The 20,541-nt window shown below is 41.6% G+C and carries 20 protein-coding genes and 3 pseudogenes; 3 read left to right on the top strand and 20 right to left on the bottom strand.

The features are described from left to right. Positions 1 to 42: 42 nt before the first annotated feature. The 3 genes from MNQ98_RS16885 to MNQ98_RS16895 all read right to left on the bottom strand — a co-directional run bounded on the left by MNQ98_RS16885 (position 43) and on the right by MNQ98_RS16895 (position 1,983). Entirely contained in the window at positions 43 to 1,014 is a 972-nt protein-coding gene (locus MNQ98_RS16885; protein ID WP_241929302.1) for a hypothetical protein, read from the bottom strand. Then, positions 981 to 1,565: an RNA polymerase sigma factor gene (locus MNQ98_RS16890; protein ID WP_241929303.1), complete on the bottom strand. Its 585-nt coding sequence runs from the start codon at positions 1,563 to 1,565 to the stop codon at positions 981 to 983. The genes MNQ98_RS16885 and MNQ98_RS16890 overlap by 34 nt, the downstream gene beginning before the upstream one ends. A gap of 244 nt (positions 1,566 to 1,809) precedes the next feature. Continuing rightward, positions 1,810 to 1,983, bottom strand: coding sequence for a carcinine hydrolase/isopenicillin-N N-acyltransferase family protein (locus MNQ98_RS16895; protein ID WP_241929304.1), 174 nt, complete (start codon positions 1,981 to 1,983; stop codon positions 1,810 to 1,812). A gap of 242 nt (positions 1,984 to 2,225) precedes the next feature. On the opposite strand from MNQ98_RS16895, the gene MNQ98_RS16900 reads away from it, so the two are divergent. Beyond that, positions 2,226 to 2,969: a YheC/YheD family protein gene (locus tag MNQ98_RS16900; protein WP_241929305.1), complete on the top strand. Its 744-nt coding sequence runs from the start codon at positions 2,226 to 2,228 to the stop codon at positions 2,967 to 2,969. A 181-nt stretch (positions 2,970 to 3,150) separates the two neighbouring features. Here the strand turns inward: MNQ98_RS16900 and MNQ98_RS16905 are convergent. From MNQ98_RS16905 to thrS, 14 genes and pseudogenes are all read right to left on the bottom strand, one after another. After that, positions 3,151 to 3,745: pseudogene (locus tag MNQ98_RS16905) on the bottom strand (MFS transporter); the annotation flags it as partial. A 399-nt stretch (positions 3,746 to 4,144) separates the two neighbouring features. Then, positions 4,145 to 5,638 carry an oligosaccharide flippase family protein gene (locus MNQ98_RS16910; protein ID WP_241929306.1) on the bottom strand — a complete coding sequence of 498 codons (1,494 nt, stop codon included), beginning with the start codon at positions 5,636 to 5,638 and terminating at the stop codon, positions 4,145 to 4,147. Between the two features lie 81 nt (positions 5,639 to 5,719). Continuing rightward, complete coding sequence (locus MNQ98_RS16915) at positions 5,720 to 6,823, bottom strand: amidase domain-containing protein (protein ID WP_241929307.1); 1,104 nt, start codon at positions 6,821 to 6,823, stop codon at positions 5,720 to 5,722. 78 nt (positions 6,824 to 6,901) lie between these two features. Next, positions 6,902 to 7,567: a class F sortase gene (locus MNQ98_RS16920; protein WP_241929308.1), complete on the bottom strand. Its 666-nt coding sequence runs from the start codon at positions 7,565 to 7,567 to the stop codon at positions 6,902 to 6,904. Positions 7,568 to 7,630: 63 nt separating this feature from the next. Beyond that, entirely contained in the window at positions 7,631 to 7,903 is a 273-nt protein-coding gene (locus MNQ98_RS16925; RefSeq protein WP_241929309.1) for a hypothetical protein, read from the bottom strand. A gap of 186 nt (positions 7,904 to 8,089) precedes the next feature. Continuing rightward, complete coding sequence (locus MNQ98_RS16930) at positions 8,090 to 9,283, bottom strand: MFS transporter (protein WP_241929310.1); 1,194 nt, start codon at positions 9,281 to 9,283, stop codon at positions 8,090 to 8,092. 9 nt (positions 9,284 to 9,292) lie between these two features. After that, positions 9,293 to 11,023, bottom strand: a complete 1,731-nt coding sequence (locus MNQ98_RS16935) for an ABC transporter ATP-binding protein (RefSeq protein ID WP_241933950.1) — start codon at positions 11,021 to 11,023, stop codon at positions 9,293 to 9,295. Positions 11,024 to 11,208: 185 nt separating this feature from the next. Next, on the bottom strand, positions 11,209 to 11,763 hold the full coding sequence (locus MNQ98_RS16940; protein ID WP_241929311.1) for a MarR family winged helix-turn-helix transcriptional regulator: 555 nt from the start codon (positions 11,761 to 11,763) through the stop codon (positions 11,209 to 11,211). Positions 11,764 to 11,854: 91 nt separating this feature from the next. Continuing rightward, positions 11,855 to 12,262: a GNAT family N-acetyltransferase gene (locus tag MNQ98_RS16945; protein WP_241929312.1), complete on the bottom strand. Its 408-nt coding sequence runs from the start codon at positions 12,260 to 12,262 to the stop codon at positions 11,855 to 11,857. Between the two features lie 132 nt (positions 12,263 to 12,394). Next, positions 12,395 to 13,627: an MFS transporter gene (locus tag MNQ98_RS16950; RefSeq protein WP_241933951.1), complete on the bottom strand. Its 1,233-nt coding sequence runs from the start codon at positions 13,625 to 13,627 to the stop codon at positions 12,395 to 12,397. Positions 13,628 to 13,644: 17 nt separating this feature from the next. Then, positions 13,645 to 14,670 carry an ROK family protein gene (locus tag MNQ98_RS16955; RefSeq protein ID WP_241929313.1) on the bottom strand — a complete coding sequence of 342 codons (1,026 nt, stop codon included), beginning with the start codon at positions 14,668 to 14,670 and terminating at the stop codon, positions 13,645 to 13,647. 187 nt (positions 14,671 to 14,857) lie between these two features. Continuing rightward, complete coding sequence (locus MNQ98_RS16960; protein ID WP_241929314.1) at positions 14,858 to 15,280, bottom strand: GNAT family N-acetyltransferase; 423 nt, start codon at positions 15,278 to 15,280, stop codon at positions 14,858 to 14,860. A gap of 135 nt (positions 15,281 to 15,415) precedes the next feature. Then, positions 15,416 to 15,751, bottom strand: a pseudogene (locus tag MNQ98_RS16965) (DUF421 domain-containing protein). A 158-nt stretch (positions 15,752 to 15,909) separates the two neighbouring features. Next, the gene (gene thrS, locus MNQ98_RS16970) at positions 15,910 to 17,817 is read right to left on the bottom strand and encodes a threonine--tRNA ligase (RefSeq protein ID WP_241929315.1); all 1,908 of its coding nucleotides are present in this window, start codon (positions 17,815 to 17,817) and stop codon (positions 15,910 to 15,912) included. Between the two features lie 383 nt (positions 17,818 to 18,200). On the opposite strand from thrS, the pseudogene MNQ98_RS16975 reads away from it, so the two are divergent. Beyond that, positions 18,201 to 18,299: pseudogene (locus tag MNQ98_RS16975) on the top strand (L,D-transpeptidase family protein); the annotation flags it as partial. Here MNQ98_RS16975 and MNQ98_RS16980 read toward each other — a convergent pair. The 3 genes from MNQ98_RS16980 to MNQ98_RS16990 all read right to left on the bottom strand — a co-directional run bounded on the left by MNQ98_RS16980 (position 18,295) and on the right by MNQ98_RS16990 (position 19,645). Continuing rightward, positions 18,295 to 18,855 (bottom strand): hypothetical protein, encoded by a 561-nt coding sequence (locus tag MNQ98_RS16980; RefSeq protein ID WP_241929316.1) that lies wholly within the window; start codon positions 18,853 to 18,855, stop codon positions 18,295 to 18,297. The pseudogene MNQ98_RS16975 and the gene MNQ98_RS16980 overlap by 5 nt on opposite strands. Positions 18,856 to 18,959: 104 nt before the next feature. After that, a complete protein-coding gene (locus MNQ98_RS16985) occupies positions 18,960 to 19,415 on the bottom strand; it encodes a DUF6386 family protein (RefSeq protein ID WP_241929317.1) in 456 nt (151 codons plus the stop codon). Next, positions 19,391 to 19,645 (bottom strand): hypothetical protein, encoded by a 255-nt coding sequence (locus tag MNQ98_RS16990; RefSeq protein WP_241929318.1) that lies wholly within the window; start codon positions 19,643 to 19,645, stop codon positions 19,391 to 19,393. The genes MNQ98_RS16985 and MNQ98_RS16990 overlap by 25 nt, the downstream gene beginning before the upstream one ends. Positions 19,646 to 19,775: 130 nt before the next feature. Here MNQ98_RS16990 and MNQ98_RS16995 point away from each other — a divergent pair, with 130 nt between their 5' ends. Beyond that, positions 19,776 to 20,426 carry a hypothetical protein gene (locus MNQ98_RS16995; protein ID WP_241929319.1) on the top strand — a complete coding sequence of 217 codons (651 nt, stop codon included), beginning with the start codon at positions 19,776 to 19,778 and terminating at the stop codon, positions 20,424 to 20,426. Positions 20,427 to 20,541 lie beyond the last annotated feature (115 nt).

Here is a 20,541-nt window from a genome sequence, read left to right on the forward strand (position 1 = left end):
TACTCTCCAATCGTAACCATAGTTGACGCAGCAGCCTCGATATCAATCCGTAATCATGCTTTCAGCCATTTTTTGAAGCTCTTTTTTACTCAACAAATCTTCTTCATTTACCCAAATCGAATAGGCAATACTTTGTTTACTATCATACCAGGCGATCTCATCTCCACCAGTCTTATTATTGATATAAATTGCCTCCATATGTTTCAGCTGTATTTTCTCAGAAGAACCATTCGTCGGCTGCGTTACGCTTAGTCTTAGACCATAACCCGCATGGATAATAATAGCCCCTCTGTTCTTAGCGTTTGTTAAGTATAAAAACGTATCATTAGCCTTCGACCAATCCAGTTTTTCGATAAACAATTTTTCCTTATTCTTAGAGGAATTTGCTTTCACCATCAAATTTTTCTCCAATTTATCATACTTTTCTCGCTCGTAACGCTGAGGTCCCAGAGGAAATACTTGTCCATAAGAGAAACTTATACCCTTAGGAAGATATCCGGGTTTCTTAAGAAGAGGCGCCGAGGTACGAACCTGCTCTGTCAGAAAAGCCTCATAAGAACGATATTCGATAGGAAGATATCCGAATTTAATCGGATTTGCGGTGTCATAACCGTTCAGTTTATTTATGTAATCATCCTTGATATAATAGGCCGCCAACTCGCCGGGTTTAAGGATGGTCAATACTCTTTGTCTGTATTCTTCTAGTGAATTGCTTAATTTTGCAGGCAGTGTAGTAGTCGACGGATCGACTGTTTTGACCACTACCTCCCCTTTACTATTAAATATTTGGATATGTCCGGTAGCTGCGTAAGCAGTGAATGAGGCAAGAAATATGCAAGATACGACAATTGACATAACCGTTTTTCTCTTAAAGGAGCGAAAACCTGAAGTTTTTTTATGCTGCATCATATTAATGTCATGCCTGAGATTGGACGTAATATCAATGTTACGAAAATGATCATCCGATACGGAATGTTTTTTCAACTCTTCGTTTGAATCAATGACTGCTCCCATTTCTCTTCCCCCTGCCATTTATTCATTTTATCTTTTACTTTTTTCTTAATTCGATTCAGCTTTTTGCGTATGGCGTCTGGGCTTTTGTCGGTAATTTCACCAATTTCACTATATGACTTGTCGTGGAAAACATACAAAATCAATAAGCTTCTTTCCTCAATAGGAAGGCTGACAAGCGCTCTGGATAATGGTTCACTGAATGTCCCTCTAAAAAACTCCTGCTCTGCGCTTTCCGCGAATATCTGCCCCTTCAATAATCTGCCTAATTTCTCGTATAATTGACGTCTATGTATCAGATTCAGACAATGATGATAGGCGATCTTGTACAACCATGCGTTGAAACTGACCGAAGGCTTATAACTTGAAATAGATTTGTAGGCTTTCAGAAAAATTTCCTGTACGGCGTCCTCCGCATCCTGCTCACTACCAAGCAGCCGACAGCAGTAAATATACAATTGCTGTTGGTACTCCCTTACGATAGGGATGAGTGCTTCCTCCTGTCCAGCTTGAACTTGATGAACGTATTGTTCAATCATTGCCGTGTTGATCATCTTCCCCTCCTCTCTGGTAACATGTATATCTATATAACAATGCAATGAACGACAAACGGACACCGTTCTGAATTTTTATTTGAATACGAAGGTGGCGGCGCTAGCAGCCTGCAGTACTGCGATTAAACGCAAAAAAAAGCTACCAATCCGTGGCAGCCTTTTTTGCATTCCTTTTTCCCGCCCGTATATCATTTCGCTACTTATCTTTAAGTGACCTCCCAATCGATAGGTTAATGAACGGTTTCTAATATTTCTCTCCAAAATTGTTGCAGCGGTCTAAAATGGCTCGAATGGCGATCCAGAATTCGCATCCATCCCATTCAAGAGGTTTTAAGTAAGCGGTACTGGACATGGAAACGACGAGTCCATATTCATTCATACCATCCATTCTTCCCGCATTTTGTAATGAGAAACCCATATGTTTGGGTTTTCCGGTTACACGAGTAATGCATAAACTCCTTTCATCTCTCACGAAATATTCATAGCTCCGTCCGACATAAAAATGCCCATCAAGGTCTAACACTCAAAAGTCAGCCTAATCCAGTCCATCTCAAGACACAATGTAATCGTGCCGCCTCAAATAGGTTTTTGTCCATTCCTAATCGTCGTCACTGTCATACATTGATATCAATACATTTCTTGGAAAGGGGTGGTGCTTTTTTGCCTGTTCGATATGTATTTAGCAAATGGAAAAAGACGCGCATTCTGCAAAACACATCGTTGAAACGTTACATCCCCAAGACAGCTGTGTACAATTCCAGTCGCTTGGTAGAGATGCTGAGTCGATACAAAATGGTGTACGTAAAGCCTGACACTGGTACTCACGGTAAAGGAGTTATGCGTGCAACAAGACATTCCGATGCATCGTACGAGCTAAGAGAAGGTATCTCTACCTATTCATTCAATTCCGTGGACCAGTTAAACACACGCATCAAGTCACGAATTGGGAAACGAAAGTATTTGGTACAGCAGGGCATTCACATGATGACCTACCAAGGGCGAAAATTCGATCTTCGGGTATTGATTCAAAAAAATTTGAACAATCAATGGGAAGCTATGTCCATCTTCGGCCGAAAGGCAGCTGCCAATAAAATTGTAACCAATGTCAGTAATGGGGGCAAAATGGAATCGCTGTCTACTCTAATGCGTCCTCATATGAATAAGTCCTCAATTAACCAGCTGCGTCGTGAATTGAATCAAATGGGATTATCGGTAGGTAAGCAATTAAGTGAAAATTATCAAGGCCTAAAGGAGTTAGGACTCGATATCGCGCTCGACAAGAGCATGCGACCATGGATACTAGAGGTAAACACCAAACCAGCCATATATGTCTACCGGACTTTCGATCCTTCCGCCTATCGCCGTATTCTTCGTTATGCCAGAGCTTATGGTCGATTCAAGTAAGTAACATTCGGCGTGAGTCAATAAAAGACTAATGCAAAAACTCGTTGCTATTACGTCCTTATTCAATGTCGCCAATGTCCCCAAGTTTTGTCATATGATAACAAGAGCTTGGGGACATAAAATAAAAAACCGCGATATCACGATCATAAAGGTCATGGCTCACAAGATTAAAGTGTGTATCCTACTCAGATTCCTCACGATTGATGAGACATTCAGCTAGTAAACCAATGCACAGTATACATGCCAACAGGATAAACGTAATCAGATAACTGCCGCTCTTCATTAATTGAAGAGAAATAATCGGACCAAAGCTTGTGCCCGTAAACAATATAAAAGTATAAACAGATACCGCTATCCCACGCATTTTCCCACCCAACTGACCAACAAGAGAAACAAGTGAAGGAACCGCTAACGCTATCCCTCCCACAAAAAGGAAGAATATCTTGTTTGCTCAGATCAAATGGAGATTGACTCAAATAGCTGCCCAGCACGGTATACATACTAAGCAGAACAAACGCAACGAGATAACATAACACTAGTTGTTTTTGAACAAACACTTTTCCGATTTGCTTAATAGGTTCCCATATATTAGCATGGGCTTGATGAATACCTCCTTTTGGAAGAAAGAAGAAAACCAAAGTGGCGGTCAAAGCGTAAATAACAGCAAGTATATAAAAAACAGCGTTCCATCCATATTGCTCACTAATCAAACTGCTTATAACCTGACCAACAATTCCTGCTATCAAAAATCCTGTACTGATAAACCCGATAGACGAATGGCGATCCAGAATTCACATCCATCCCCTTCAAGAGGTTTTTAGTAAGCGGTACTGGACATGGAAACGACGAGTCCGTAGTCATTCATTCCATCCATTCTTCCCGCATTTTGTAATGAGAAACCCATATGTTTGGGTTTTCCGGTTACACGAGTAATGCATAAACTCCTTTCATCTTTCATGAAATATTCATAGCTCCGTCCGACATAAAAATGCCCATCACTAGTGTTTGAAGGAAGTACAGCAAATTGACAGCAATTGGGTGAGTTGTGATATATCAAAAATCATCGGTTCTTTCTGATCATCTGTTTTTTCGCAGTAATCTTAACATTATAAAAAAATTAGGTCTATTGGATAATTGATCATTGATTCGAGGACCTCAAAATGATTTAATCCTGTTCATTTCGTAGTTTTAAACCGAAAAAAAATATAAAGTACACTGCAGCCGATATATATGATCATTCCTATAACGGTTAGGATTGTCTCCGTAAATATTTCAGATTCTACAGTATGAGTAAATTGACTAATAAGATACATTAGTAATGTAATGACGAGCGCATCTATGATCAACCGATTATATCTTAACCTCTTTAGTACAGGGAGCATAACAAGTAGATTCCAACCAACAGCAACAAACTCCAATATAAGTATGCCAGCTGAAGCTCCCCAGTAACCTAGTCCCGGAATAGCTACAAGGAAGTAATGAACCGTAACGGCAATGCATATTCCGCACACAAGACCAAGTAATGGCGCCTTTTTATGTTCCTGAACCCAAAGTATGCTTGTACTAATTTCACGCAAACCGACAAGCAGTGGAACGATAAATAAATATCGTATCGGCTCCGCGGCTTCGGTAGTGCCGAAAAGAGAAACGGAAATTTCCGTATTATAAACGTAAAGAAATAGACTGGATATACAGCCCCATACCCAACATAACTCCAGTGCTCGTCTGGTTCGCCGATGAAAACGCTCATAGTTTCTTTCTCGCCAATCTGTTACCATTTTCATTGTCAATGTATGAGAAAGAGCCGCAGTAACAAGGGTAGGCATATAGGTGACAAGTGCAGCCATACCTGTAAGGACTCCGAAAAAAGCTGTCGCTTGTATGGAGGAATAGCCCGCAATTTGCAATCTGTTAGGGATAACTATAGCATCCAGAACATCGGACAACGGAACGAGCAACCTTGTAAGGGATATTATGAAAGAACTATGCAAAAACCACTTCAGATCCTTTTGGAGATTTATATCCGTACCACGGATTGAGATCCTGCTTTGTCGATTAACATAATAAAAATAGTATGATATTAACACTAAAAAAGCAGAAATCGCCCCGAACGATGTACCTAACATGCTCTTTCCCGCGGCAAATACTGGACCACGATCCAAGAGAAGAAAAACGATAGACATCATCAACAACACTCGAACAGCTTGTTCAATGATTTCGGACACGGCGATCACATTGTATAACTCCATGCCTTGCAAATAACCGCGGAGTAGACTTAACAACGGAACTGCGAAGAGAGCCGGGGCCAGAAAGCGAATGAAATAATAGAGCTCATCGTTGCCGAGAAATTTTGCAATGTTATCGGAATAATAAAAGGAAAGAATGCTTACGCATCCCCCTATAAGGATTAAATACATAGAAATAATTTTAAACCAGATCCAGCCATGAGAGGAATTTCTCGCGGTAAACATAGCTAACGCAGTCGGTAATCCGCCTGTTAACACCATTAACCCTAAACCGAAATATGAGTAAGCGATCTGAAAAAGCCCAATCCCCTCTGCACCAATAAGCCTCGTTAGAGAGACTCTGCCGATCAGACCGATTGCTTTCACCATCAGAATAGCACTTATTCGGAATGCCATTTGTTTGATGAAATGGGAGTTATTCATCACTCACCTCCATTGCATAAGACTTGTATCATCCTATGACAATGGAGATTGCGATATGATTGAGGGAATATTTTACCTGGCCTAATCGTTAATATGAATCAGAATGTATTTTGTATGTTTATCCCAACCTAAATCAAAAGGTGCCCGAAAACGGTCTGCCGAATGAGAATTCACAAGAGGATAACCTTTGTCATCAAATCCGGTTACTACTGAAAAATGGTCCACGTCATTGTCTAAAACATGAGCGATTAAGTCGCCGGGTAACAGTTTGGCAAAAGCGCTATGCGGATGCTTGCGTGTTGGTTTAATAAGATCTGAGAAAGACCCGCTTGCGATGACCTTGCCATAACCGGAACGAACAATAAAGTTCTTAAATGCGTCAGTCTGTACCCAAGTTCGGTTGCCTCCTGCAGAGTAATGGTAACGCCAGGGTCCCATCATTTTAAGCCCTCCGCCTTCTTCTTGATCTCCGATAACCTGGGAAGCAAAATTCGTGCAGTCTCCTCCTTTGACGTTATAATTCACATATTTTGAATTGTATCGCCCTTTATTGCCAGCACCCCATGCAGTACCTGCATATTTATTCGCATAAGCGACGGCTTTCTGTCGCTTGTATTTTTCCCCATCCTTAACCTCTTTTTTATGAGGAGGGAAGTGAACGGCACCTCCTAATTTCCCCGCAATCAGCTTAGGATTTTCCTCCAGAGGATCCAGGTACCATTCTTTAAAAACAATCCAAGCGCCGTCCTTTTTTTTCAAAGTAATTGCATGCCATGTCCCGATCCCAAACGATTGCGGATGCAAAATTTTATCAACATACATATAGCTTAGTTTTTGGGAATGGGCTAATGACACTTTCGCTGTATCCCCTTCGATTTGGATTCGGGTAATCCGAATCCCACTTTGGGAATCGGTAAAATGAATACCTCTATGATTCCCCCAAGTATTAAGATATGTCATTCTTTTTTGCTCGACACGATAAGCATTACGGCTTGTTTTAGAAGTTTGATCGTAATACTTCGCCACATTTGAGGGTTTGTTCACTAGAAAATTGGAACGAGCAACAAACAAATCGTTTAAAAATGTTATTACCTCTTCCTCAGAATTTTTAGCGAACGTTTCAGATACACCACCGTACAACAGCACAATTATCGTGAATATGCTTATGCAAAATGTTTTAGTCATTTTTCATATCCTTTTTTTTATGTTCAGAAAAATATTATTTCCAATCCAAAAGCCATATATTACAAATGGTGATTATTGTTATTTTAACATCCGCGTATATACGACCAGTCTTTTTTCATGTTCGCCTTTTTTTCGGTTGTATTTACCTGTACAAGTAATTAAATTTAATTGTTCTATATCGGTATCACCGAATATTTTTTCTATCGGCGCCTCAGCTGTGGGGTAGGATTCTACGGCAATCACTTTGAAAACCAGGTATTTCCCTTCCCTGTCCGATAACACAACAGGTTCTCCAGGTTTTATTTTTTTAAGCGGATAGAAAATAGCCGGTCCAGTATAACTGTCAACATGCCCTGCCAAGATAGCGTTTCCCTTCTGCCCAGGCAAGACCCCATCAATAAATACTCCTGCCACCTTACTAGACGCTGGAACGTCCATTTGCCCATTCTTTAGCAGTCCCACCGGTTCAATTGGGGCCTTAAGTCCAATCGATGGAATCCATACTTGATTCGGGTTAATAAATACCGATTGCTGGTCAGTTATTGTTTTCTCCTCTTTTTTTACTACTATTTTCTCTTCTTTTTTCTCTGTCGTTTTCACCGATAATGATGAGCCAGTTTGAGGTCTGGATTCTGGGGATGATTTCTTTATGTTTGATGGTTTCGCATTATGTTGACAACCTGAAAACAAGAGGACAAAAAGAGTCATAAATAAGATTAGAGTTAATTTTCGTTGTTCATTCATAATTATCATCCTTTATGAAAAGAAAAGAGGAAAAGTAAATTTTCCTCCTTTCGATCTCTATCCTTACTCGCTTACGCCACCATAGCCTGTTTTTGGTAAAGCTTTAGGTTTGATGCTCTTGCTGTGTAGCTTATGTGCTTTGGCTTTGTGTTTTTTTGCATGCATTTTGTGTTTGTGCTCTTTTGCATGCAGTTTGTGTTCTTTCGCTTGGTGTTCTTTTACATGCATTCTGTGTTCAGCTTTATGGCTCTCCACTGGTGCTGCAGATACTGTGACTGCCGAAGCAGAAAGTAACAAACAAGTTGATAAGGCAAATGCTGTTGCTGCTTTTTTCATTTGAGATTCCTCCTGTTAATTTGTCTTTTCCCCGGCTTAATATCTGCATCGTCGCTTGAAGTTATTTCTGGTAAGAACAACCTGATGATTTAAATTTATCTTTTAACATTCATTTTTAATAAGGCTTCGAACTAAGATTTTTTTGTTTTTACTTCATGGCTCAAAAGCTTAGAGTGGTTGTTTAACTTACCCAGCTTCCTCATGATTGATCAGGCATGCAGCTAGTAAACCAATGCACAGTATACATGCCAACAGGATAAACGTAATCAGATAACTGCCGCTCTTCATTAATTGAAGTGAAATAATCGGACCAAAGCTCGTGCCCGTAAACAATATAAAAGTATAAACAGATACCGCTATCCCACGCATTTTTCCACCCAACTGACCAACAAGAGAAACAAGTGAAGGAACCGCTAACGCTATCCCTCCCACAAAAAGGATGCTCATCACAATAAGCAACGGCAGATTAGAAATCATCCCCATGGAGGCTAACCCAATAACCGCTAACAACAATCCCCCGCGCAGCGTAACACGTATGCCGACCCGCTTCGAAATTCTTCCTGCGAAAGGAGATACGAGCATACCAATGATACCAATCGAACGAACATAAAGAATATCTTGTTTGCTCAGATCAAATGGAGATTGACTCAAATAGCTGCCCAGCACGGTATACATACTTACAAAAGACATAAGCAGAACAAACGCAACGAGATAACATAACACCAATTGTTTTTGGACAAACACTTTTCCGATTTGCTTAATAGGTTCCCATATATTAGCATGGGCTTGATGAATACTTCCTTTTGGAAGAAAGAAGAAAACCAAAGTGGCGGTCAAAGCATAAATAACAGCAAGTATATAAAAAACAGCGTTCCATCCATATTGTTCACTAATCAAACTGCTTATAATCTGACCAACAATTCCTGCTATCAAAAATCCTGTACTTATAAACCCGATAGTCGTTACCCGTTTTTCCACAGGATACATTTCTACCGCATAGGCGAGAGCTACTGGAGAAAAGGTTGCAGCTGCTGCACCTTGAAGTCCTCTCAGAATCAGGATCCATGCAAATTGGTGAACAAAACCTAGCAATAAAGAAATGATTGTTAGAAAAAGTAGCCCCACAAATATAACGGTCTTTCGTCCGTATTTATCAGACAGTGCGCCATAGATCAAGCAGCCGATTGCAAAACCAATCGAAAAAGTACTTCCCGCAGCAGCAGCCTCCGTCGTGGATATGCTAAAAAGCTGTGCAAACACAGAAATAAGCGGAATCGTTACGTATAAGCTTGACATGACGACAAGACCTGACCAGCAAAGGATTATGGTCATAAGCGAATAATTTCTTTGCACTGCGGAAGCAGTAGTTTGGTTGTTCATAGTACACCTCTATTTTAAATTTTGTTCAAAAGCAGATTTCGTCGGAAATTGCATATCGTATAGTGCCTTGTATCTCCCTTCTCGGCGAAGCAATGTTTCATGGTTTCCCATCTCCATTATCTGCCCATGCTCCAGTACAACAATCTGATCCGCACCTTGAATCGTGGAGAGGCGATGGGCAATAACCAGACAGGTACGCCCTGGTAGAAGCAATGACAGTGCACGTTGAATATGTTGTTCTGATTCTGTATCCAGAGCAGCCGTGGCTTCGTCCAAAATGAGGATACGGGGGTTCGTCAGGAATGCTCTGGCAATGGACAATCTTTGCTTTTGTCCACCCGAAAGCTTGACCCCTCTTTCGCCTATGGGAGTATCATATCCCTGTGAAAAAGCTGTAATAAATTCATGTGCGTTTGCGGCCACGGCTGCCGCTTTTATCTCTTCATCTGTTGCTTGAGGATTACCGTACGCTATATTTTCTCGAATCGTACCATTAAGTAAGACCACTTCCTGGGACACAATGCCCATCTGCTGTCGAAGAGACTTCACCGTCACCTCCGTTAGCGGATGACCGTCAATGTAGATGTCCCCTTGCTGGACGTCGTACAAACGAGCAATCAAATAAGCAATCGTTGACTTTCCTGAGCCTGACGAACCAACCAAAGCCGTAGTTTGGTTATGCCGAAGTCGTAAATGGAAATTTTGCAGAATGGGCTGCCCTTCTTCATAAGCAAACTCAACATCATCAAACACAATTTCTCCCTTAGCAGGTGGTAGAACTATTGCTCCTTCCCTATCGTAAACCTCTGGAACCGTTGCTAACACTTCCTGTATGCGTTCGAAAGCTGCTGCTGATTGTTGTACCTTGGTAATTAGTCGGCTAAAAGAACGGATGGGTGCTTGAAGCAGGCGCAAGTAAGCTAGGTAAGCTACGATATCACCTACTGTCATATGTCCGTGCATGGCCTGCCACGCTCCGAACAAGAGCACCAACGTCATACCGACATAGTTCAGCCAATCGATAATTGGCGAGAAGATAGCTGACAGTCGTGAAGCAGAAACTGTGGCCTTCCGATGGTGCTCACTCAATCTTGAGAATTGCTCAGCTTCGGTATCTTCACTCGCAAATGACTTGATCATACGAATTCCTGACAACGTATCTTGAAGTGAGTTATTTAAATCCGCCGATACTTGACGAACTGATCGATAGGCACTTTTAATGCGCAGACTGAAAAATCGTGATGTAACAAATAAGAGGGGCAATGTAATCAGCGTCAATAATGCTAATTGCCAATCTGTATAAAATAAGTACCCCACTATCGCTGCAAAGGTAATGACGTCAGCAACGATGGAAAAGCTATTGGCTGAAACCAGTTCTTGCAATTGATTCACATCACCCGTCAGCCTTGCCATGAGATCCCCGGTTCGATTGCGATCATAAAACTTTAAATCCAAACTTAGGGTGTGTTGGTAGAGTTTATTCCGCAATTGAAAAATGGCCTTCTGACTGACAAGTGTCATCACATAACTGCTAGCGAAGTTAAAGACTCCTAGTAGCAATGCGGCTAGCAGAATAAGAATTCCCGTTTCCAGCAGTGCGTGATACCTTTTATCCGGGATAATCTGATCTATTATGTTTTTGGTTAACTGAGGAATTATAAATTCTAGAATGGAGATGGCTAGTACAGAGACAGCCCCAAGCACAAGCAAGCCCCATTGTGTCTTTGTATGCAAAAACATCTCCTTAACCATAGTGCGCAGTGTAATAAAATGGTGCGCTCGACTCTGTTTTTGCTTCACGAAACGTTGAGTTTGTTTCATTTGAATCACATACCTTCATGTCAAAATAAACTTCATGTGGTTATCAAATCCGACCTGGATCGAATTTCATGTAATTAGATTATCTAACTATATGCTCAAAAAAATTATCTGCCTGATCCCAGTCGTTTTTCTATGTTATTATTGAGTTTTAGCAGCGCTCTTTTGAACACTTCCTGCTCTTCTTTATCTAATCCTTCTACAAGAGATGCGCAGGTTGACCAGAATGTGGGTAATACTTGTTTCACGAGCTTGTCGCCTTCGGCACTGATACGAACGTGGGTCATACGGCCGTCCTTGGCATACGGTTCGCGTATGATCCAATTTCTTTTTTCTAGCCAATTCAATAATGACGTGACCGAGGATCGGCGAATCCCCAATCGATCGGCAAGGGACGAAGGTGTAACCAGCTCTTGCCCTGCGTGAAGGGATAATAACAATAGTAGATCCAGCTTGCTTTCGGTAATATCGAAAGAGGATAATTGAATATCCATCAAATCCAAAGTGTTATCTCCCAGCCAGAGCATAATAAGTCCCAAATGCGCTGATTTCCGATCTGTATCGGAAGAGGCTGTACGATTCATCAAATCCAAATAAGGCGCTGTTCCAAGCTGTGGCAACTGCTGCTCTGTTGTATATTCTTTGGCAGGCTTTCTGTTCAAACGAATACCTCCTTTCTCACATAGTTAGATTATCTAATTAAATTAAATATATCTTAGATACTTCAGCTTTGCAAATAAAAAAAAGATAAGATTATCGATTTATTCTCTTTGTCATACCAATGGTAAATTTCTCAAATCCAAAAGTTTCGTAATATGATTCCAAATTTTCCACACACATAAGTTGAGGAATTACTCGATTTTGCTCACAATGTTGAATTATTCGATTCATCATTTCTTTGCCGATTCCCTCGGATTGATAGCTTGGTAGTACACACACTCCACATACAATTCCAGTAATCACACCATCCGAAATAACACGTCCCATACCCACTAATTGTTGTTTATCAAAAGCATATATTGCATACCAACTTTGATTGCACATTCGTTCCAAATCATTGACTGTTAGTTTAAGTGAATTCCATCCTAAAGATTCATATAAAGTTAGTAGTTGCTCAAAATTATTAGGGGGTTCTATCGTATAATGTATAGATTTATCCATATAATCACCTCATGTTCATCTGTTTATCGATAATTGGTATAGGCAGCTGCGGACATCTTTTTATCGGTAGAAAAGAAGCCTCCCAAAACTTCAGCGTACTTATGGGAGACCGTGTATTCATTGTGAGCATTTCTAAGCGTTCATCGAGTGATTGGTAGAAGCCGTTTCCGAGCGAAGCGAACGCAGCTTCATGATCCGGTTGACTCTTTCGGAACCAAACAGCATGACCGCAATATAAATCGCCACGAAAAATGGTAATATCGCGATCGTTGTCTGCGCAGCAATCCAACCAAGTAGCGGAGGCAGCAGCGTTGTACCAGTGTATGCAGTCGCCATCTGATAGCCCATAAGCTTCTGCGTTTGCTCTTTGCCAAAGCGCTCAGGGGTTGCATGCAGCATACAAGGAAATATAGGTGCGAAGCCTAAGCCAATCAACATAAAACCGATAAGTGAAACAAAGGTTGGTAATGGCAAGAGAAGCAGTGATGCTCCAGCAAGCGCAATTAACAGTCCACTACGAATCAGGACACGATTGCTTACTTTTAAAGTAACAAATCCAGTAATGAATCGGCCCACAGTAATGCCACCGTAATACATGGATACCCATTGTGCTGCCGTAGCCGCCGATAAATCCTTTACGTTTACCAAGAAGCTGCTACCCCATAATCCCACTGTTGCTTCAGCACCGCAATAGAAGAGGAATGTCATTAAGGTTAGTTTAACACCCTTTATTCGCATCGGTTGTTCAGTAGACTCAGCATCATACAGATTATCTTGAGGCCCCTGACCTTCTATCACAGGATGACTCTGTACTTTCTCCATCCGTTTCCACAATGGAAGTGTAATAAACAGCACAACCACTAGCGCAAATTGTATAACAGCAACGGTCAAATACCCATCCCGCCATAAATCATGTTCACGAATGAATCCAGACATAATAATTGGACCAAGTGTAGCTCCCACACCCCAGAATGAATGCAGCCAGCTCATATGATGTGCTTTATAATTCGTAGCAACATAATTATTCAGCGCTGCATCGACAGAACCTGCACCAAGTCCAAGCGGCAATGCCAACACCATTAGCCATGAAATAGAAGGCGCAAAATAAAATCCGAGCAACGCTGCCGCCGTCATAAAGCAGCTTATCAGCGTGACTTTCCCTGTTCCAAGTCGTTTTAATACCGTACCACTTGCCAAGCTTGATACAATCGTTCCGGATGCAATAATAATCGATAGCACACCCGCAGCACCGAACGGTGCTCCAAAGTCTGCTTGTATTACCGGCCAAGCTGCTCCAAGTAAGGAATCAGGCAGCCCTAAGCTGATAAACGACAAATAAATAATAATCAAAAATAATGTTGCCACCATTCCCCGCCCCTTATTTATTCATTTCTAGATAATACAATGCTTGGTTCTAGCGTAGCTAACGTTTGTGCGACCATGCCTTCCAAGTAGTCAGCTGAAAAATCCTCTGAAACTATAACTTCAGGCACCGCACTTACAGGCAGTTCCAGACTGCACAGTTCTGCGATTCTCCTTCCATTCGCCTGTTCTATGAAGCTGCCGTGTAAAACGACGCAATCTGGATTCAAAACAGCACAGATGGATACGATCAATTGGACAATCGCCTGCTCAACCTGCACGGAAGATGCCATAAAGGTCGCCTCTCCCCATGAGATGCCTAATGGGATTTTCGCAATTTCACCTGCAAAGTTTCTTCGTCCTTTAAACAACTGTCCGTTTATGAGGATACCCGCCCCTGGCGGAAAGCGATCTGGAAAATACAAATAAACAACGTCAGCACCTGAACGGATATGATTCCTCTCGCAATAACCAACCACTGCAGCATTCACATCATTTTCCATAATGACTGGCATTCCATAGCGCTCTCTAAAATAGTCCACAATTGAAACACCAACTAAAGCTTTATAGTCGGAAACAATGATCTTTCCTTGCCATTCTGCTCCAGGCAATCCAAAGCCTATCGCTCGTATAGCAGGATATGAAGCCATCAGCGAATCAATAATATGCTCGAAACATGCCAAATCCACATGCTCTACTTCATCCATTCGCTCATAAATCATATTGCCGACAAGATTAACAATTGTACTGCGAATGATAATACGTCCTGCAACTTCATAGGGAAAAAGAGTCAGAGCGTATGCATAGTCTCCGTTATACTTAAAGCGCTGAGCAGGTCTGCCCCCTCCTGAAGAACAAAGCGCCGCTTCCTTAACCTCAGACGTTTGCAACAATTGCTGCAATATGGTTCCTACTGTAACGGCGCTAAGACCCGTTGCCCTCGCAATTTGTTGCTTGGTTGCTTCACCTTCTGCTTTTAGCACCTTACGGACGAGATTGATATTCACTTCTTTCATCACAATTGCATTGCCGCCAATGCTTTTCATCGTAAGCCTCCTCAATTAATAAAATACTTTATAAAAGTGTTTTATTAAGCTCACATAATATATCTGATTCATGAGTAATTGTCAATTACAACGTGCATTTGAATAGCATGTTATACAACGACAAAATAAAAAATGGATGGATCAACAGATTATTTGATCCAAGTCCAAGTTCTACGGGCCGTATTATTTAATTTAGGATTTTCTTTAAAAAATACTGTTTAGCTCCATCACAAGGAGAATCTTCTAAGATTCCAAAAACGGTATATCCTCTTTTTTTATAAAAATCAGGAGCTTGAAAACTAAAGGTTTCTAACTGAATATATCTACAATTATATTGTCTGGCAATATCTTCAGCCTTAGCAAGCAATTCAGAACCTTTATTTTGTCCACGTAATGATTCATCTACCCACAAAAAATCAATGTGCATTTGTTTCCAAAATATAGAGGCAGTAATACCCGCCACCAAAACATCGTTATCGTTTGTGATCGTAATTTCAATAGTATCAACATGATCAGTTAGTTCATCTGTTACTTGTGATAGATTATAATCAAGTAGCTTCTTTCGTACATTACTGTCTTCTTTTTTAATCCATAATTCTGTGGTTTGCATTCAAATTCCTCTATTTCTATGTAATATTTTGATCTTATCTCAAAAGGAATGAGCTTATGATTTACAGTTTTTACAAATTATCGCACAGATTTTACTTGCTGTCAAAACCATTCGTTCAGCTTTAAAGCCATGCTGCTACTCCATGTTTGGGTTGAAAAAGCAGCAACACATTTGGGCTAATGGGCTTACAAAGCCTCTTCCACACGAATGAACAGACTTCTTTCGTTCAGAATTTATTACGGTTTGCTGGAGTTCTTTCTTTAGAATACTTAATTTTCCGTCGGGTTCTAGAATGGCATAGTGAACATCTTGGGTACTAAATACTTCCTACTCTCGTAGCATCATACTTAAATCATCCAAGTTTAAACGAGTACTTTGAAGTGCCTCTTTTAGGATTTTTCCATTTTTTATAACGATGGTAGGTTCTCCATCAAAAAAACCCTTGCTTTGCTTGATCTTAGCGATATGTATTCAATAAGAACAGTTAATAAAGACCACCAGACTATACTTATTAGTCCGTTAATAAAGGGAGTTTCACTTTGGACTAAAACTAAAATCCTTACAACAAAAAACCGCGATCTACGCGGTTCCTTGTTGCTGTCACCAATACTTGGTAGACTGCAATCAACTTATTCTTTTGAATCAATTTGTAGTTTAAGCATATCTATCACATTATTTAATGAATCTGTTCCTAGATCACCCTCGCCACGTTTTCGAACCGCTACAAGGTTAGAGTTAACCTCTTTCTCACCTAAGACAAATGTGTATGGAGTCTTCAATAGACCTGCTTCCCGGATTTTATATCCTAATTTTTCGTTTCTTACATCGACATCGACTCGTATGCCTGCTTGCTCCAGACGTTTCTTCACCTTAAGGGAGTAGTCCAGATAATGGTCAGATACCGGAATGATTTTGACTTGAACAGGAGCTAACCACAAAGGAAAAGCGCCGCCGTAATGCTCTGTAAGGATTCCGATAAATCTCTCGATAGACCCGAAAACTGCTCTGTGAATGACAACAGGCCGATGTTTCAGGTTATCCTCTCCGATATAAGAAAGATCGAATTTTTCAGGGAACTGGAAATCCAGCTGGATTGTACCGCATTGCCAGCTTCGTTTTAATGAGTCGAGGATGTGAAAATCAATCTTCGGCCCATAAAATGCACCGTCGCCTTCATTGATCCGATATTCCAGCTGTTGCTGATCCAGTACCTGTTTTAAGGATAGTTCCGCCCGCTCCCACAACTCCTCTGAGCCCATTGAATCCTCCGGTCTTGTTGATAATTCAATGCTGTAATCAAACCCGAAGACCTGATAAATCTGACCAATGAACTCGATGATCCCCTTGATCTCATCTTCGATCTGATCCGGCCTTACAAAAATATGTGCATCATCCTGACAAAACGTACGAACCCGCATCATACCATTAAGGGCCCCGGAAAATTCATGTCGGTGAACTTGACCAAATTCTGAAATACGAATAGGAAGCTCTCTGTAGGAATGAAGCGTGTTCTTATAGACTAACATATGACCTGGACAGTTCATCGGTTTCAATGCATACTCCGTCTCATCAACTTGAGTAAAGTACATGTTATCTTTGTAGTGATCCCAATGGCCGGACATTTCCCAAAGACGCTTATTCATCATCAACGGAGTACGCACTTCATCATAATCACTATGAAACTGAAGCTTTCTTGCAAATTGCTCCAGTTCATTACGGATGATCATCCCATTAGGTAAGAAGAAAGGCATGCCTGGCGCTTCTTCTGAGAACATAAACAGTCCCAGCTCCTTACCCAGTTTACGATGATCCCGTTTTCTAGCTTCTTCAAGTAAAAACAGGTGCTCCTCAAGCTGTGACTTCTTAGGAAACGCTGTTCCATATATTCGTTGCAGCATTTTATTATCTGAATTCCCGCGCCAATAAGCTCCCGCAACACTCATCAATTTAAATGCCTTTATTCTTCCAGTGGAAGGAAGATGCGGTCCTCTGCACAGATCAATGAACTCCCCTTGCTGATAAACCGTAATGACTTCGTCCTCGGGCAAATCATGAATCAGCTCCCGCTTGTAAGGATCGTCATGGAAGATTTGTTCGGCCTCCTTGCGGTTGACCTCTCTGCGGACTATAGGAAGATCTTCCTGTACAATCTTCTGCATCTCCTGCTCAATGACGATCAGGTCATCCACTGTAATCGAATTATTCAGGTCCATATCATAATAAAAACCATCTTCAATAACCGGTCCAACTCCCAGGTTTACGGAATTATGGCCATAGATGCGTTTAACCGCTTGAGCCATCAAGTGGGCAGTACTGTGCCGATAAATATGAAGCCCATCCTCGGAATCCAGTGTAATCACATTCACTTCCGCATCTTCACGAAGTTCCCAATTCAAATCAACAAGCTTTCCATTCACTTTTCCAGCTACAGCGTTTTTTTTCAGACCTGAACTAATGGATTCCGCGATTTGCATTATCGTCGTTTGTGCGGGATACTCCTTCTTACTTCCGTCTGGTAATGTTACTACAATAGACATTGTTATCCCTCCATAAATTTTGATTGAACGCAAAAAAACACTCGATCCCTAAAGGGACGAGTGCGTTCAGCTCGTGGTTCCACCCTAATTTGATCCAGACTTGCAATCGCTACAAATAGCGTGCTCGTCGGATCCTCATTCAGTTATCCTGTAACGGGAATGATTCGGTGTTTTCTAGTACCGTACTTATACTGATCAGCAGATCACGGGTTCAAAAACACAGCTACAAAGGGGTAATTTTTGAAACAAGCACTGAAGAAGCTTTCACCAATCGCTTCTCTCTCTGGACAGGTTGAATCAAGAATCATGTCTTTGATGATGGCTGATAGTTATGTATCTTAATCCAGTTAGTTCTAATTGTCAAATGCGAGTCTTCTCAGGACATTGGTTTAAACGTCCGATGGGGAAGTTACAATATTCACGGTACAAATAGGCCGTACTTCATTGGACAGCATCTGAGTCACGGTTGCATCTCGGTCAAGCCAGCTCTTCCTGGGCAATTTCCGTTTCCTGTCCTCGTGTGTTCACTATGGTAATGCTCAGCGCATCAAATCCGTTTCGTTTTGCCTCCGCAAAATCGCAGCGTTCCCCGTTTATCAATTCAATCTTCCCATACTCGTCCACATCGTCAGAGAACTCCTCATCCCAATCGACATTGTAATACACGGTTATACGAATCTCGAACGTATCTTCACCATCGTCATCGACATACGGCAGCAACGGCGTCCGGTTATTCCGCTGCTCGTCTGTATAAGTGTCGCACAGCATGGCATCGTATCCGTGCTTACAGCCGTCGAACAGAACGTATCGCTTGCCGGTGACGGCATTCTCTGCAACAATCAGTTGAGGCGCGAATTCGGTCGTCGCAATCAGATCGTCCATCAATTCGCCGTAATAAAATAAATAAAATTTCTTATGGCCTTCCCTGGTCTGTAGCTTGCCCGTCCATTCCTCCTCCACCCATGCTTCCGGCTTCTCCGGCAGAGCTATTCCTTCAAGGTAAGCAGGTCCCGGTCTAAGTTGATTATGATTCGTCATATGAGCACTCCTTTTCATCTTTTCATGGTAATCGCAAATTTTTATAAATTTTCTTCATCACTAGCTCCGGCTGCAAGTACTCTAGTCCGGCGATAATATATACATTACATTCGAATCAGGTCTTCCCGTCTATTGGTACCTGTTTCGCTTCTGCTCAATGCCAACCTGATCTGGTTTCCTTCTCTCTGCACCATACAGGCGTAACTGCCTGGCTCTAGCTCTATAAAAACTCCCTCGCATGTATGGTCTGGCTCCAGACCATCTCCCGTTACATCATCTGCGGCCCCCACAAAAACGCTGCCGGAGGAAACGCGAAAGTACAGCACTTCAGTCATAGGCCCCCTATCCTCCATGCCCACATCAGCTTCTATCCAATTGACTTCATAAACCCCGTCTTGACCCAGATTAAAAAATAAGCAGTTGCCCGCATTCACTTCTGCAAGCTCGTCTTCCGAAATAGACCACCAGTCTGGCGTGTCATCCAAGCGGTGTTTCAGCTCTCCGAGATCGTATACACACATTGTGGCCGTATCGGTTATAAAGCGAAATGAACCTTGCATTCTTTTTCTCCTTTCTCGTTAAATGAAGTAATCAATATATGAATCTGAAAAAGCTCATCGTGCGCAATGTATTCCACTTCATTGACATGCCAGTTGTGCTCCTGAAGTAGATCAAGCTCCTGCTTGGTTAACGTCAATTCTTTATACAAAATCACTTCGCGCTCAGGGTCATACGTGCCATTGCTGTGTTGGTACAGCTTCTTAAGAAGCCTCATCAGCTTTTTGTCCATAATACACTTTCTCCTATCATCTTTCCATAGAATTGGATACATGAATTCAATTATATGGTAGCATATGACCTGGATGAATCGAAAAGAGAATTAGCACTAAACAGACGCAGTTACGAAAGGATGATATCACTTGAACAATCTGCAGACAGCGATTCAGCTTTTTCTACATCAGCAAGATTTGTACAATCAGCAGTATGGTTTATTTAAAGATCATCACATCCAGTGGCATTCAGCTCCGGCTGCCGTTAAAGTAGACGAGCGTATAGAACTCTCACCAGAACTAATGTACTTCTACGAGCATTGCGAGATGATGGATCCCAATGCACAGCTGAGTCATAAGGTCAAAAATGCTGCAGTAGAAATCGGAGATTCAGCCGTTCTATTTTTTGCAGCTCCCGATCATTTAGATCGTTATCAACAAGGATTTCGCTGGGTTGGTCAGCATGAACCTTATGAGGAATCGGATCGTTGGGACCGTTCGCTTGTCGTGATCGCTTTGCTGAATGATGACCCCATTGCGGTGAACACGGCACTGCCAGGGTCTCCGGTATATGCTTCGTGGGGCGGTGATCCAGCACCAATCGCTGCGTCGATGGCGGATTTTTTTGAGGCATTAGCGCTACTAATTGAAGCAGCCCGAGCCATGCAGGGTGATCTGGTAGATGAGGAAACCTGTGAAGTAAAAGAGTTATTCCTGCAGCAGGTAGAGCCGAAGCTGCGTTCGCTGCTGAGTGACACTTGTACCCGACAATTGTTCCGGTTTCTCTCTTTTTGCGAGTAGCCTGTAAAGATAAACCACTGATGTCTAGGCATTTTTCATATCGGAATTATACAAATGTTCTTATCCATTATAAAAATATGAGCAGACACCGCAGTGCCTGCTCAACCATTTCGTT

Origin of the sequence: Paenibacillus sp. N3/727, from assembly GCF_022637315.1 — a bacterium.
Taxonomy (GTDB): domain Bacteria; phylum Bacillota; class Bacilli; order Paenibacillales; family Paenibacillaceae; genus Paenibacillus_AQ; species Paenibacillus_AQ uliginis.

What these genes read in the sequence shown, in the direction of transcription:
- MNQ98_RS16885 (WP_241929302.1), bottom strand. Translation starts at nt 1,014, where the DNA reads ATGGGAGCAGTCATTGATTCAAACGAAGAGTTGAAAAAACATTCCGTA.
- MNQ98_RS16890 (WP_241929303.1), bottom strand. Translation starts at nt 1,565, where the DNA reads ATGATCAACACGGCAATGATTGAACAATACGTTCATCAAGTTCAAGCT.
- MNQ98_RS16895 (WP_241929304.1), bottom strand. Translation starts at nt 1,983, where the DNA reads ATGGGTTTCTCATTACAAAATGCGGGAAGAATGGATGGTATGAATGAA.
- MNQ98_RS16910 (WP_241929306.1), bottom strand. Translation starts at nt 5,638, where the DNA reads ATGAATAACTCCCATTTCATCAAACAAATGGCATTCCGAATAAGTGCT.
- MNQ98_RS16915 (WP_241929307.1), bottom strand. Translation starts at nt 6,823, where the DNA reads ATGACTAAAACATTTTGCATAAGCATATTCACGATAATTGTGCTGTTG.
- MNQ98_RS16920 (WP_241929308.1), bottom strand. Translation starts at nt 7,567, where the DNA reads ATGAATGAACAACGAAAATTAACTCTAATCTTATTTATGACTCTTTTT.
- MNQ98_RS16925 (WP_241929309.1), bottom strand. Translation starts at nt 7,903, where the DNA reads ATGAAAAAAGCAGCAACAGCATTTGCCTTATCAACTTGTTTGTTACTT.
- MNQ98_RS16930 (WP_241929310.1), bottom strand. Translation starts at nt 9,283, where the DNA reads ATGAACAACCAAACTACTGCTTCCGCAGTGCAAAGAAATTATTCGCTT.
- MNQ98_RS16935 (WP_241933950.1), bottom strand. Translation starts at nt 11,023, where the DNA reads ATGTTTTTGCATACAAAGACACAATGGGGCTTGCTTGTGCTTGGGGCT.
- MNQ98_RS16945 (WP_241929312.1), bottom strand. Translation starts at nt 12,262, where the DNA reads ATGGATAAATCTATACATTATACGATAGAACCCCCTAATAATTTTGAG.
- MNQ98_RS16955 (WP_241929313.1), bottom strand. Translation starts at nt 14,670, where the DNA reads ATGAAAAGCATTGGCGGCAATGCAATTGTGATGAAAGAAGTGAATATC.
- MNQ98_RS16960 (WP_241929314.1), bottom strand. Translation starts at nt 15,280, where the DNA reads ATGCAAACCACAGAATTATGGATTAAAAAAGAAGACAGTAATGTACGA.
- thrS (WP_241929315.1), bottom strand. Translation starts at nt 17,817, where the DNA reads ATGTCTATTGTAGTAACATTACCAGACGGAAGTAAGAAGGAGTATCCC.
- MNQ98_RS16980 (WP_241929316.1), bottom strand. Translation starts at nt 18,855, where the DNA reads ATGACGAATCATAATCAACTTAGACCGGGACCTGCTTACCTTGAAGGA.
- MNQ98_RS16985 (WP_241929317.1), bottom strand. Translation starts at nt 19,415, where the DNA reads ATGCAAGGTTCATTTCGCTTTATAACCGATACGGCCACAATGTGTGTA.
- MNQ98_RS16990 (WP_241929318.1), bottom strand. Translation starts at nt 19,645, where the DNA reads ATGGACAAAAAGCTGATGAGGCTTCTTAAGAAGCTGTACCAACACAGC.